This is a genomic window from Paenibacillus sp. FSL R7-0204, assembly GCF_038002225.1.
Lineage (GTDB): Bacteria > Bacillota > Bacilli > Paenibacillales > Paenibacillaceae > Paenibacillus_AQ.
On the sequence record NZ_JBBOCA010000001.1, the window covers coordinates 257,624 to 272,020 of the forward strand.

A 14,397-nucleotide genomic window follows, 5' to 3' on the forward strand; every position below is an offset into this window, starting at 1 on the left:
CTAAGTGGGCATATATATTGGAAAAAGAGTGCTGGCGATCATCCCCATCCTTCTGTTCTCCTCATTGCTGATGTTCGTGATGATCCGGGTGGGGCCGGTCGACCCGGCTGAGGCTTATCTGGCAGCGGCCCATATCCAGCCGGATGATGAAGTGCTGGCCGCCAAGCGGCATGAATTCGGGCTGGACCAGCCGCTGCTGACGCAATATGTTCAATCGGTAGGCCGGCTGCTCCGGCTGGATTTCGGCCATTCCTATCTGTCCAATATGCCCGTATGGGGAGAGGTTGCCCAGAAGCTGCCCGCAACGCTTCAGCTTGCGTCCGCCAGTATCGTGCTGGCGCTGGTGGTCAGCATCCCGCTTGGGGTGCTGGCGGCGATTTACAAAAACCGGCTGGTGGATCATGTGATCCGGGTATTCGCCTATATCGGCGCCTGTGTTCCGGTCTTCTGGATCGGCTATCTGCTGATGTTCTTCATCTCGGTCAAGCTGGAATGGCTGCCTGTGGAGGGCAGAGGGTCTGTGCAGCATCTGATTCTACCGTCTATTACCCTGGCCCTCTGGCTGATTGCCATCTACGCGCGTCTGCTGCGGACGACCGTTCTGGAGGAACTGAAGGAGGCTTATGTCCGTTATGCCCGGGCCAGAGGGATTAAGGAGCGTGTGATTCTGTATAAATACGTGCTGAGAATTGCCATAGCACCGCTTATTACAGGACTGGGCATCAATCTGGGGAAGCTGCTGACAGGAGCGATTATCGTAGAACAGGTATTCTCCTGGCCGGGCTTCGGCCGGTACTTCATTGAAGCGATCATTAACCGTGACATTCCGGTGATTCAATGCTATGTCATGCTCTCCGTCTGTGTGATTGCCGGGAGCAATCTGATCGCCGATCTGCTGCAGCTGTTCCTGGACCCGCGAATTGCGCGTAAAGGGAGGGCCAGTCAAGGATGAATAACTTAAGCAGCCGTCTCAAAGGCAGGAGAGTGATCATGATCTGCGGCAGCCTGCTGATCCTGTTTGGACTTGCCGGCCTGTTGGCCCCGTGGATCTCACCGCATGACCCGATACGGGTGAACCTGGCAGCGAAGCTCAGTCCGCCTTCGTGGGAATATCTTCTTGGGACAGATCAGCTGGGGCGGGACAATCTATCCAGGCTGCTGTATGGAACACGGATTTCGCTGGGCTTTGCTTCACTTGTTTTTGCCGCTTCTTTAGGGGTGGGACTGCTCGCAGGTGTGGTTTCGGGGTACATCGGCGGGTGGCTGGATGCTGTGCTGATGCGGTTGTGCGATGGCATTATGTCTTTTCCCAGTATGATTCTGGTCTTCGGTCTAATCGGGATTCTGGGGCCGGGCCTGTCTCAATTGGTTATTGCGCTGATGCTGGTGCAGTGGGTGTACTTCGCCCGGATGTTCCGGAATATGATTGTCAGCCTGAAGGAGCGCAATTTCATCACGGCAGCGCGGATCAGCGGCTCCTCCCCATGGCAGATCATGAGCAGGCACCTTATTCCCAACATTCTGCCGTCGATTGTGGTGATTGGGACGCTGGAGATGGGCTGGGCGATTATGGATATCTCCGCGATGTCCTTCCTGGGCCTGGGCGTCCAGGCGCCTACACCGGAATGGGGGGCGATGCTGAACGAAGGGAAATCCTTCATCCGCAATCATCCCGAGCTGATGCTCTATCCGGGCTTGATGATTATTATGGTTGTAGCTTCGTTTAATCTGTTGGGCGAGGCGCTGTCTGAACGGTATGGGATCAAACGAGGCTCCTGAAAGAAGGAATGAGCGAATCATGGAACAAGCGGAAGTTCTGCTGCAGGTGAAGGGTCTGAAGGTATCTGTGGAGACAGCGGCAGGAGTTCTGCCCCTTATTGAGGATGTTAATCTGGAGCTGAAGCCGGGGCGTGTGCTGGGTCTTGTGGGGGGCAGCGGCAGCGGAAAAACCGTTACGGCGCTGGCGCTCCTTCAGATGCTAGACCGGCAGACGAGCGTGATCGAAGGCAGTATCCGGCTGCATACCTGTGAGCTGAACGGGCTGCCGGAGAAGGACATGCGCAGGCTTCGCGGCAGTAGTCTTGCGCTGATTATGCAGAATCCGATGACGGCCTTCTCTCCGGTGTATACCATTGGTGCGCAATTCGTGGAGTCGATTCGTACACATATGAAGCTGGGGAAAAAAGAAGCCAGAGCCTGCATGGTCCGTTCCCTGGCCGATGTGAATCTGCCTGATCCCGCAGCGCTACTGCACAAGTATCCTTATGAGCTGAGCGGCGGGATGCTCCAGCGGGTGATGCTGGCGCTCACCCTGTGCCTGAAGCCCTCCGTGATCATTGCCGATGAACCTACTACGGCTCTGGATGTATCCAATCAGCTTCAGGTGCTGCGGCAGCTGGACCGAATTCGGCAGGAGCATGGAACTGCTATTCTGCTGATCTCCCATGACCTCGGCGTCATTGCGGAGCTGGCTGATGAAGTTGCGGTCATGCAGCACGGGCGGATTGTTGAGACCGCTGATGTATTCGAGTTGTTCGACCATCCCCGGCATGAATATACCCGGGAGCTGCTTGCGGCAAGGCCGCTGCTTCAGCTTAGTCCGCAGTTAGGGGGCCAGCTATGACTGGAATAGCGGCAGAATACATGCTTGAGGTTAGGGAAGTTACCCATACCTATGCTGCATCCCGCCGGTGGAGGCGTTCGGAGAAGCAGGAACCTGTGCTGTCCGGCGTGTCTCTTCATATAGAGGAGGGAACCTGCCTGGGGCTGCTGGGATCAAGCGGAGCCGGTAAAAGCACACTGGGCCGGGTTATTCTCGGGCTGGAGCCGCCCCGCGCGGGCCAGGTGCTGATTCAAGGCCAGGATCTGTATAAGCTGAGTCCGCAGGCGCGCAGGACCATACGCCGCGATCTGCAGGTGGTCTTTCAGGATTGTTATTCAGCCGTGAATCCCCGGATGACAGCCGAGCAGATTATTGGCGAGCCGCTGTCCAACTACGAATCCTTGAGTGTTCAGGAGCAGAAGCGGACGGTAGGCGAGCTGCTGGAGTGTGTCGGACTAAGCGCGGCAGACATGCAGAAGCAGCCCTACCAGTTCAGCGGAGGACAGCTGCAGCGGATTAATATTGCCAGAGCGATTGCGCTCAAGCCTAAGCTCATCGTGTTGGATGAGGCGGTTAGTAGTCTGGATATGATTAACCAGACTACTATTCTGCGGCTGCTGGGGGAGCTGCGGGCTGCGTTCGGCCTGTCATATCTGTTCATCACCCATGATATTAAGGCCGCCTGTATGATCTCAGACGCACTGGCTGTCATGGATCAGGGCAGGATCGTGGAATATAACGACAGCAAGGAGCAGTTCCTGCATTCCTCTCATCCTGCGGTTCGGGGCTTGCTCGACTCCATGCTTGCGGAGCATCCGCGGAACCGGCACAGGGATCTGCCTGGGAATGCTGCACAACGGTAAACATCCGGTGAGCAACAGAGGAGACTATGGTCTCGCCTCTTGCTCACCTTTTTGATGTGGATCAAGCTCCTTATAGGACTCATTTGCTTCCGCCAGTACCTCCGCTCCGCCCGACGCCAGGAACTCCTCCACGAACTCTCCGAATTCCTCAAGCGGACGCTCCCCGGTGATGAAGGCAATATATGCCTGGTCTCTTAGCTTAATAAGCCCAGGGCTGTTCCTGATCAGAGAGGGCGTAGCTACCTCCAGAGCATTATAGATTCCGTCGTGATCCAGCCCCAGGGTTGCCGCCCATTGCTCGCTCCGTCCGGCAGGAAGGATGGGCAGGGTCATGCCGATCCCCGCGCCGATCGTATTCTGGTAGCTGAACATATGGTTATACGGCGGCAGCAGGATGATGTCCTTCTTGTCCGTTCCGGCCCAGTCCCAGTGTGTCCCCTGAATACCATACTGCAGAGATGCCGCCTCATCGGGGTCAGGATTTGCGCTGACGTAGTCCAGCAGCTGGAGGATCTTCTCCAGCTTGCCCGGCTCCTGGGTAGCATCCGCGCCAATGGCGGTGAAGCTCATCAGCATATCGTAGGCTTTGGAGCCGCGTTTGCCGTCCGGACCGCTAACCGGCCGCCCGAAAGCGATCTTGGCCTGCGGATGCTTCGCGGTTAACTCCTTGACGTTAAACATTGCTTCTACCGGAACCAGCCTGGCTGCCTTCTGGTCATCCAGTTTCCAGTCCGTATAATCTCCTGCCTGTGTCCAGTGATAATAATTGCCCATGGAGGTCATGCCGATCCGTCCGTTAATGAAGGCGTGCGACAGATGCTTGTAGCCTCCGCTATTCTCCCCGGTGATGAACTCGGGATCAATGACCCCGTCCTTGTACCATTTGCGGAGATAACGCAGTGCTTCCTGCATATCCGGCTCCAGAGCGCCAATGACCAGCCCCTGATCCTTCCGGCTGAAGTAGAGCTGATCCGTGAAGACCATCTGCCCGAATGCGCCGAAGACCACATTCATGCCCTCCTGAGACAAGCCATAGGTGTCCCGGATCCCGTTGCCGTCCGGGTCTTCGTTCGCTATGGCATAGATGAATTTCTCGAAATCGGCCAGGGTGTCCGGCACCTTAAGGCCGAGCTTATCCAGCCAATCCTGCCGGTAGACCACAGGGACCCGATAGATATTGGTAGGATTAATGACTGGAATGCCATAATAGGACCCGTTAATGCGCCCATATTGCTGATAGGCGGGTGCATTCTCGCGGATGGCCTTAAGAATATTGGGAGCGTAGGTGTTCAGCAATTCCTCAGGAATAGGGGCGAGCACGCCCTGCTGCTGGTACTTCAGCAGATCCTGGGTCTGCCGGACCCGGAACAGGTCGGGAATGCTGCCTTGCACCAGCTTCAGGTCGAGCAGGGATTCGTATTTGTTATTCGGCAGATTCCAGAACTCCAGATCTACCTTGAACTTCTGCTCCAGCTCCCGCACCATTACGGCATCCTCCGCAACCGGCAGATTCTGATGCATCGTCCAGGAGATTTTGAGCTTCGGGGCAGAGGCAGCAGGCACAGCAGAATCAGCAGAATCAGAAGCGGAAACGGATGTGTCCGGCAGCTCTTGTCCAGGCGCAGACGAGAGGGAAGCGGACTGCCCGCTGCAGCCGCAGATCAGCCCCAGGAGGGGCAAGAGCACTAATCTTTTATACATATACATATGGCACCCTCCTTATCCCAGGCTAATCTCTGCCTGCGGCGGCAGTGTATTCACGGTTCGCAGATAATTCCCCGGCGTACAGCCGTAGATCTCCTTGAAGCGCTTGATGAAGTAGGGAGTCGTTCCATAACCGACCGTGCCGGCAATTTGTTCGATCGACATGTTGTTGTTCTCAATCAGCCGCCGGGCCTCTTCCATCCGTATGCCCGTAATATAGTCAATGTAGGTGATCCCCAGCTCTTCCTTGAACAGCTTGCTTAGATACTTGGGACTGATGAAGACCTTGCCGGATACGGCATCCAGCGATAGATCCCCGGACAGATGCTCCCCGATATAGGCCTTGGCCGCTTCAATGGTCGAGAGTGCGCGGTCACTGTTCCGCTTCTGCGTCTCCATAATGAAGGTGCCGATGGAAGCGGCGAACCACTCCTGCAAATGCCGGATATCCGGCAGGGCAATATATTCGTTATACAGATCCAGAGGCCCGTGGGCGGAAGGGGTGTAGCGGATGCTTTTCAGATAATCTGAGTACATAAATACGGTGTTCGCCAGAACGAAGTGGCAATAATCCGCCGGGTAGCTGCCTTCCCGCATGACGGCTATCAGCTGCTCCAGCGCGGCCAGAGTCTCATCCAGCTGCCGGGTCTGCAGCTTATCCTTGAATCTCATCAGCACAGGCTGCGGGATTTCGTCAAGACTCTGCTCCTTCATCAGCAGCTCCCGGTCCTTCAAGACCCTGCTCTCCGGCAGAAAATAAGCATATTTCATCAAGGTCTGCGCTTCAGCGTAGCTCGTGTGGAGAAGGCTGATGGCATCCACCCAGCAGCCCTGCGAGAGCTGAATATTCAGCTGGAACTGCTGCTCCGCCGCTGCTGTAATCCGGTCCGAGAGCTGTTTGAGCAGCGTCCCGGAGGCTTCGCGCGCGCTGATAATGACAACGGTCTGCTTGTCCGGCAGCTCCTCAGCCAGAATGCGGATTCCTTGAAGCCGGATCGCCTCAAGCGTCCCGGTCATCCCGCTCATGGCTGCCTGCAAGCCGCGTAGACTCATGCGGGCGTAGGCTCCACGGGTGTTGAGGAGCAGGCAACAGTAATGGCGGTGTTCCGGGGAGAGTCCCAGGAATTGCGGATCTACAGTTACGCTGCCCTGGGCAGGGCTGTCCTGAAGGAGATTCAGGATCATGTTCTGCCGGATATGCGGACTGCTGGCCTCAAGCGTCCCCTCCAGTGTGGTGATTTTGTCGTTCAGGCGGATGAAGGCGGAGTCAATAATTCCGAATTCGTTAAGGGCTGGTCCCCGCACTCCTGGCACCTCACGCCCCGGGCCGTAGAGGTCCTTGATAGTCCGAAGCAGCCGCTTAAGCGGACTGTAATTCAATTTGGCCAGAATGCCGGACAGACAGATTCCTACCAATAGAGCAAGCAGACACAGGGAGAGGATGACCCTTTGGACAACGAGCCATTTCTCATAGAACAGGTTCGCCGGAGCCGCACTGAAGAGCTTCCACCCGGTGGTCGGCAGGTCCTGATAGGAAATGATGTAGGTGCTGCCCCCGATCTCCTGGCTCATGTTACCGGATGTCTCAGGAGAGGCTAGCGCATTCGAGATACTGGCAGCATAGGTATCGGCCTGGGCCGCAGCATCCGGATTCGAGCCGGCCACGATTCCGCCGGAGGGCGTAGCAATGAAGCTGCTCTGATAGCGGGCAGGCATCATATTCTGCAGAATGGCGCGCAGGGCACTCTCCTTCAGATCAATGGCAATCAGCAGCTCACTGGCTGCCCCGGGGGACTGGAACGGATAGCTGTGCACATAGGTGATCAGCTGGCTGCCGCTGCCGCCGGGGATGCTGGAGACGATATCGTCCGGCACGAAACGGGCCTCCGTCCAGAGGCTGTTACGGGAATTAAGGTTCATGCCGTTCACCCAATCCATCCAGTAGGCGGCACCCGCCTGCTGGTCCGCACGGAATTTCAGCCCATACAGCGAGGACAGCAGGAGATGCTGCCTGGGAGCATATAGATGTACGGCTTGAATCAGGTCCGAATGATTGGATACCTGCATGTTCAGCGACTCCTGGAGACTGCTTACCTTGCTGAGATTCGCTGGAAGTGAGGCATCTGGCAACATACGGAGCGCAGCCCGCTGGTTCAGAGAGACTTCCAGATAGATCTGCTGGACCCGCTGAAGCACGGAGGCTTCAAGGGTACGAGCGGTATTGTCAAGGATGAGCCGGTTACGGCCCTGAAGCTCTTCCTTATAATGGTTCGAGAAATACAGATAGAAGGCAGAGCAGAGTAAGAGGACAATGACTAACACAACTGAGATGTATGAAGCGGCTAGGGCGGCAAAGGCAGAGTTCCATTTTCGCAAGATGTATTCTCCTCCCAGGCGGATTATACACTAGCCCCTCACCAATCTGTTCGGGATTCATGTTAAATCCATGTAAAATGGCCGGAAAAAAGCTGAATTGTTCCCAAAATCATAGAATTGCGAAATTGTGTTATTGAGCGGCGGTGGAGGCAGGTGCTATATTGAGTCCGATTCAGGCAATCAAAATAACAAGATAGGGGCTGACACATTGAACTTGAAGTCGAAAAGAAAGCTGTTGTCTGTTACGGCAGGTCTGGTACTCCTCACGAATTCTATCGCGGTACATCCTGCAGAGGCGGCCACGGGTAATTCATTAACTGAGCTGCCAGCTGCTCCGGCTTGGGGACATTTCGTAGATACTTATAAGAATAACACACCTGTGAATACGGCGGTGTATTCCAATCCCTCGATCGGCGTTCTCTCCGGCTTCCTGGATCTCTGGACACCGGGCGCCACCTGGGATACCGGAACGAAGCTGAACAGCAGTGTGCTGGATTACAACATTCAGTATGTGGCGGATCTGTCTAAGACCCGTACTCCGGCAGAGGAGGAGGCAGCGTATTACGATGACCGGCGGAACCAGACCTATGGAGCGGCTGACGGCCTTGGACCATTATCTGAGGTGTACCGTACGATGTCAGGGACCTTCACGACCATTAACAGCATTCCAGATGATGCGACTTCCGTGAAATATAGTGACGGTAATGACAGCAACAAGGCCGGTGATTCCAATTCAAGCTTGGGCAAAATGGTAGACCTGATCGGAATCATCCGCGGCAATTATGCTTCAACCAGCCAGGCCAAGAACTTCTACAGCTACAAGCGTCCGTTCCGCTGGAAGGATACCTCTGTCATCGTACCGACACTGGTGCCGGCGATGAGCAAGACGCCTGCCACAGACGGCGGCTTCCCGAGCGGACATACCAACGCTTCCTATCTGGCGGCCCTGGCTCTGGCGTACTCCGTACCTGAGCGCTTCCAGGAGCTGATGACCCGGGCCTCGGAGATGGGCAACAACCGTGTCGTCGCCGGGATGCACTCACCGCTGGATGTTATGGGCGGACGAGTGACGGCAATGGCTTTCGCAGCAGGTGCGCTGACAGACCCGGATAATGCGGCATTGAAGCAGGCGGCCTACACTCAGGCTCATGAGGTGCTGCTCACACAGACGGGTACCGCAGAAGACCGGTTCACGGATTATGCGAAGAATAAGGCCCAGTATACCCAGCGGCTGACCTACGGCTTCCCTCAGATTCACTCCACGACTGTGCCTGCTGTTGCTCCTAAGGGAGCGGAGGTCTTGCTGGAGACCCGCCTGCCTTACCTGACTGCGGATCAGCGTAGAGCAGTTCTCGTAACAACGGCACTCCCTTCCGGTTATCCACTGTTGGATGATCCCGAAGGCTGGGGACGATTGAACCTGTTCGCCGCTGCTGACGGGTACGGTGCATTCGCTGAGCCTGTAACGGTAGCGATGGACGCTGCGAAGGGCGGCTTCCATGCCGCAGACCGCTGGCGCAATGATATCTCCGGGACGGGCGGACTGACCAAGGAGGGTACAGGCACGCTTAAGCTCGCGGGCAGCAACACGTATTCCGGCGGTACTGAAGTGAACGCGGGTGTCCTGGAAGGAGACACGGCAACAGCCTTCGGCAAAGGGAATGTGACGAATACCGGCGGTTCTGTAGTTGAGAACGTCTACGGTAAAATAGTGATCGGCGGCAGCTTCACCCAAGCCTCCGAAGGTACGCTTGTCCTGGGCCTTACCGGAGCAGACGATATCCTTGAAGTTGAGGGTGCCCTGAAGGTTGACGGGAAGCTGAAGGTGAACTTCGCGAACAGCTACGTTCCAGGCAGCGGCCTGATTCCGCTCATTACGCATGGCGTCAGCCAGCGCAGCGGGCAGTTTGCTTCCGTGCAGGTTGAAGGATTGCCAAGCAAATATAACGCCCAGGTCGTCTACCTGAGCGATCAGATCGCGCTTAGTATTACAGATACGACAAGCGGAGGAACTGGCGGCGGTAATCCGGGCGGAACGCCGGGTACTCCGGCTGGAAATACCGGCACGGTACCAGGGACTGCCGGCACCACTCCAGGGAATGGAAGCACTACTCCTGCTGAACCGGAAAAACAGCCACAGAGCGGCGTTAATCCGTTCCAATCCGGAGTGGTGAGCCGCGAGACAGTATACAAGACCGTGACTGAAGCTATTGCGGCTTCGAAGAATGAGAGCATCAGCTTCAAGGATACCGCAGGCCACTGGGGCAGCAGCACCATCGCTACAGCCGTGAAGCTGCAGATCATCAGCGGCTATGCGGACGGCACCTTCCGTCCGGATGCACCGGTGACCAGAGCTGAATTCGCAGCGATGATCGCCCGCTCCTTCGGGATAGGCACTACATCGGAGGCCTCTAAATTTGGGGATACAGCCTCCAATTGGGCGGCTGGCTATATCGGTGCCTTGGCGGACAAAGGCATCGTAACCGGCTACGCAGACGGCAGCTTCAAGCCAGGGGCGACCATTACCCGAGCTGAGATGGTCACGATTATCGGCCGTGTGCTGAATCTCGGTGCGCTTCAGACTGGCACCCCGGCGAGCTTCACCGATGTCAGCAGCAGCTACTGGGCAGCTGACGCCATCCGCCAGGCCGCTTCGGCTAATCTGGTGAAGGGCATCTCTGCTTCTGCGTTCGCGCCAAAGAGTCAGGCTACCCGCGCCGAAGCGGTGGCTGTGATTATCCGCGCGCTGGAGAGCGACAGCTCGGTTAAGGCTTTGATTGCGGGCTTGTAGGCAGCGGGGTTGTTAACTGCAAGTGAGTGAGAGGTAGGCTGTAAGTAAGAATTCTTATGGATAGAAAGCAGGAAGTACAAGCCGTTGGCTTGTGCTTTTTGCTATGTTACAGTCACTTAGCCACTTTGGGTGTCGTTTTGCGTGCATTCATCACAATGCGGGACAATAAGGGCATATTTGACAAATTCAATCTACAAGTGTAATGTATAGAACAGAGATTGTATCTACACTTGTAGATCTAATGCCGCCACCACGGAATGGAGCTGTTATGATGAGTACAACGCCGAAGATTTCGGAAGCCGAATGGGAAATTATGAAGATTATCTGGGAGCATCATCCGCTCACCTCGGAACAAATCACCCGGCTCCTGCCTGCATCTGTGGAATGGAGCGAGCAGACGGTGCGCACCTTCGTCACCCGGCTGCTTAAGAAGAAGGCGATAGCGTATGAGAAATCCGGCCGGAGCTATCTCTATTATCCGCTGGTGTCAGAGAATGAGTGTGTCCGGGCCGAGAGCCGCTCTTTCCTGAAGCGCGTATTTGGCGGGGCTACCCAGTTAATGGTAACCAGCTTCCTGGAGGATGTCGAGCTGTCCAAGCAGGAGATTGAACAACTCGAACAGCTGCTGAGGGAGAAGAAGTCGCAGGGTACCAGCGGCAACTCAGGTAAGCAGGAATGAATATGGTCTACGGATGGTTTGCCGGTATCGCGGAACAGACACTGGCGGCAAGCATGGTGATTCTGGCTGTATTGTTCATTCAATATGTTCTGCGGAGATTCATCAACGCCCGGGTGCGTTACCTCCTGTGGCTGCTTGTTATCGCCCGGCTATTATTGCCTGCCGTACCGGACAGCCCTGTCAGCATGTTGCATATTCTCGGCAATAGTAAGCATCTCTTAACAACTATCCTGGACAAGGGGCCGGACATCGGGGCTTCTCAGGGTGAGTATCAGGAGCTTCCGCCGGGAGAGGGAGATCGGGTTACATATCCGGTCAATAACACCGCTCTGAATGTACAGGGGCAGGCAGACACAGTCCGGCAGAAGGATGGTGCTGTAGCGGATAACCGCAGCTCTGCGCAAGCCGCAGGCTACCCGCTCTGGATGAAGATCGGCACCATGATCTGGCTACTGGGTGCTGCGTTTATGCTGTTGAATGGACTCCTGTATATCCGGCGGATGCACCGCGAACGCAGACGGCTTAGACGGGTGAATGCCCCGGAGATTCTTAAGGTGGTTCTTGCTACCAGACGCCAGTTTGGAATCAGGAGAGCGATACCTATCTATACCGGAGGTTCGGCTAACAACCCATATCTGTCAGGACTAACGCGTCCATGGATTTTTGTCCCGGAGCAAGCTCTGCGGGAACTGGATGCTTCCCGGCTGCGGCACATCCTCGCGCATGAGCTTGCCCACTACAAGCGGAGGGATATGCTATGGAACCTGCTAGGGAGCCTAGCCGCAACGATACATTGGTTCAATCCCCTGATGTGGCTGGCGATCCGGCGGATGAAGATCGATAGAGAGGTTGCGTGCGACGCCTATGTGCTGGAGGTATTGGGAGAAGAGGAGGCAATTGATTACGGGCTTACTCTGGTAGAGTTCCTGAAGCGCTTCTCACGAGTCCGGGAGCGGAGGGGGCATCTTTATTTCTCTAACCCGCAGCAGCGGCAACAGATCAGGAGAAGAATCAGTATGATTCAATCCTTCAAAAAAGGCTCCTACCGCGTCTCCGCAGCAGCTGTAATTCTGGTCGCCCTGCTCAGCGTCGTGACGCTAACAGGTGTCTCTGGGGAGCCCGGTGGCTCTGCTGTCACGGAACCTGAGGCCAATTCCGCTGGCACGCATGCAGAAGTCGTTGCTGCGGGGGAACGCGTAGAAACGGCAACGGAGCAAGGGGAGACACTGGTGCCGTTAACGAGCATAGATGAACAACAGACGGAGTATGCCATCAGGCATAATCTTCTGGTGCCGATGAATGTGGAGATTGAGCAAGACGGTTACCAGGTCACAGTGACAGGCTTCATGGCAGACAAGAACCAATTCCTTATCTTCTATACTGCGAAAGTGGACGGCGGTAGGTCACTATTCTCCGGTGATCCTCGTTTTGTAGAATGCATCATTACGGATGGTATTACCGGCAAGGTGATCAACGGCCGGACCCACGCGCTGGTCAGCAGCAGCAGCCCGGAGCCGCATATTGCATATGCGGTTGCCAGACTTAAGTTCGCGACTCCTTTGACGGACCTGCCCTCAAGGATTAAGGTGGAGTTCCATTTGCGCACACTGGCAGCCAATGAGTCCAACATTCAGGAGTCTCCGGCACTCCAGACAACCTTTGATGTGAGGTCAAATTACTGGAAGCAAGAGACGCATACCATCACATCGCCAGAAACGCTTAATGTAGCGGGACACAAGATCAGAGTGAAATTACAATTGACACCCTTAACAACCATAGCCACTTTTTATTCAGATGAACCTTTGTTTAAGAATAAGGAATTTATGAAATCATTCCATGAGAAGTACGGTTCTCCATTCCTGTGGTGGAGCAAGACTGGAACGGAAGACTATAGGCAGCAGCCAGGCACTTCATCAATTACGTTTACAGACTATGAAATGAAGATGGTTACAGAAAGCTATTATTTGTTAGATAAGCTGCAATCTCTGCGGCTGGAATTCATGAAGAGTCCGGCGAAACTTACTGGAATGAAGGATCTTGAGCATACATACCAGATGACCTTTGATGTTCCCGGACAGGATCAGAGCTGATCCGGATGAAACAACCAACTTGTATTGAAGGAGAGTGTAGTAATGATTAGTATGAAGCGGGATACAATGGAGATTAAACATATGGCACAGACGCATCCAGGACAGGAACAAAAGCAAGGGTCGGCACCAAATAAACGGCGGTCCTCCAGGAACCGGCTATCTACCGCCATCGTCGCAGTCATGACAACCGCAGCGCTGGTGCTTAGCCCTTTTGCTGTGACAGGTCAAGCTTTGGCCGCCTCGGCAACCGCCGCGAAACCGTCGGCAGCGCTTGCCCCCTTTGTAAATCCCGAGATTCAGGGTTATCGACAGGTTGAGTATGCCATCAAACACAATCTGGTGCAGCCGCTGAACACAGTCGTCAAAAAAGACGGTTACCAGTTGACGGTGAACGGCTTCATCGCAGACAAATATGAGCTGATCATCCTTTTTACAGCCCAAGCCGACAGTAAGAGAGCATTCGTGTTCATGCCGCCCAAGGGTCATAGTCTCCAATTGTCTGATGCGGTTACGGGCAAGGTCATCAGTGGCAAGAAAATGAATGATGCTTCCATTCAAAGCACTAGTCCGGCAAAGAAAGATCATATTATGTATGGAATTGCTAAAATTCCGTTAAGCAGTCCATTGACCACGCCGCCCAAAAAAGTAGCCGCACAATTTCAGTTAGGCACCTTAACCGCCATTGAGCTGAACCAGCTAAAGGCACTGGATGCTGAAATGCTCGCTGCCGCCGAAAAGGCCCGTGCGGACAACCCGGACCAGACCTCATCGTTCAGCTACAGTCCTGAACTGCTGAAGAAGTATGATGTAATCAAGTCCAACGTGAAGTATAGCCCTGTGCTGAAGGTGGTCTTTGATATCAATCCCAAGGTCTGGAAGCAGGAGACCCGTACACTGACGCCGGAGGAAACGATTGATGTGGCAGGGCACAAGATTAAAGTAAAGCTGGAATTGACACCGTTCACGACGATAACCACACTATCCTCAGACGAAGCATTGTTTAAAAACAGAGAGTTTATGGAGACCTTCTATATGGAATATAATCCATCGCTATTGGTCAAGAACGGAACCGGTGATTATAAATCGCAAGAGGGAGCTTCTGTCTATACCTATGCAGACCATGAGATGAAAATCGTGTCAGAGAGCTACTTCTTCTTGAATAAACCGCAGTCGCTTCGCCTGGATTTCACCAATATGAAAGACCGTAAGATTACACAGCAGCTGATTGTTGATATGTCTAAGCAGTAAATTACAGGCTATCTGAAGTATCTTAGGGCCATCCGTGAAGGGTG

Annotated in this window: 10 protein-coding genes; 8 read left to right on the forward strand and 2 right to left on the reverse strand. The window is 54.7% G+C overall.

The window, feature by feature from the left end; genetic code table 11:
• Positions 1–4 precede the first annotated feature (4 nt).
• Genes nikB through nikE form a run of 4 tightly spaced genes read left to right on the forward strand, consistent with a single transcriptional unit; the run spans position 5 to position 3,465 of the window.
• On the forward strand, positions 5–952 hold the full coding sequence (gene nikB / locus MKX42_RS01260) for a nickel ABC transporter permease (RefSeq protein ID WP_340750576.1): 948 nt from the start codon (positions 5–7) through the stop codon (positions 950–952).
• Positions 949–1,779 carry a nickel ABC transporter permease subunit NikC gene (gene nikC / locus MKX42_RS01265; protein WP_340750578.1) on the forward strand — a complete coding sequence of 277 codons (831 nt, stop codon included), beginning with the start codon at positions 949–951 and terminating at the stop codon, positions 1,777–1,779. Before nikB ends, nikC begins: the two co-directional genes overlap by 4 nt.
• Before the next feature lie 19 nt (positions 1,780–1,798).
• The gene (locus MKX42_RS01270; protein ID WP_340750581.1) at positions 1,799–2,623 is read left to right on the forward strand and encodes an ABC transporter ATP-binding protein; all 825 of its coding nucleotides are present in this window, start codon (positions 1,799–1,801) and stop codon (positions 2,621–2,623) included.
• Positions 2,624–2,643: 20 nt separating this feature from the next.
• A complete protein-coding gene (gene nikE, locus MKX42_RS01275) occupies positions 2,644–3,465 on the forward strand; it encodes a nickel import ATP-binding protein NikE (RefSeq protein ID WP_340757590.1) in 822 nt (273 codons plus the stop codon).
• Positions 3,466–3,489: 24 nt separating this feature from the next.
• Here nikE and MKX42_RS01280 read toward each other — a convergent pair whose 3' ends face one another.
• Positions 3,490–5,166, reverse strand: a complete 1,677-nt coding sequence (locus MKX42_RS01280; RefSeq protein WP_340750583.1) for an ABC transporter substrate-binding protein — start codon at positions 5,164–5,166, stop codon at positions 3,490–3,492.
• A gap of 18 nt (positions 5,167–5,184) precedes the next feature.
• Entirely contained in the window at positions 5,185–7,545 is a 2,361-nt protein-coding gene (locus tag MKX42_RS01285) for an AraC family transcriptional regulator (protein WP_340750585.1), read from the reverse strand.
• Positions 7,546–7,753: 208 nt separating this feature from the next.
• Between MKX42_RS01285 and MKX42_RS01290 the strand changes: the two genes are divergently transcribed.
• The 4 genes from MKX42_RS01290 to MKX42_RS01305 all read left to right on the forward strand — a co-directional run bounded on the left by MKX42_RS01290 (position 7,754) and on the right by MKX42_RS01305 (position 14,353).
• Positions 7,754–10,336, forward strand: a complete 2,583-nt coding sequence (locus MKX42_RS01290; protein WP_445669289.1) for an S-layer homology domain-containing protein — start codon at positions 7,754–7,756, stop codon at positions 10,334–10,336.
• A gap of 271 nt (positions 10,337–10,607) precedes the next feature.
• Entirely contained in the window at positions 10,608–11,015 is a 408-nt protein-coding gene (locus tag MKX42_RS01295; protein ID WP_209987532.1) for a BlaI/MecI/CopY family transcriptional regulator, read from the forward strand.
• Positions 11,016–11,017: 2 nt separating this feature from the next.
• The gene (locus MKX42_RS01300) at positions 11,018–13,105 is read left to right on the forward strand and encodes a M56 family metallopeptidase (protein WP_340750587.1); all 2,088 of its coding nucleotides are present in this window, start codon (positions 11,018–11,020) and stop codon (positions 13,103–13,105) included.
• A 42-nt stretch (positions 13,106–13,147) separates the two neighbouring features.
• Positions 13,148–14,353 carry a DUF4179 domain-containing protein gene (locus MKX42_RS01305; protein WP_340750589.1) on the forward strand — a complete coding sequence of 402 codons (1,206 nt, stop codon included), beginning with the start codon at positions 13,148–13,150 and terminating at the stop codon, positions 14,351–14,353.
• The last annotated feature ends 44 nt before the right edge of the window (positions 14,354–14,397 follow it).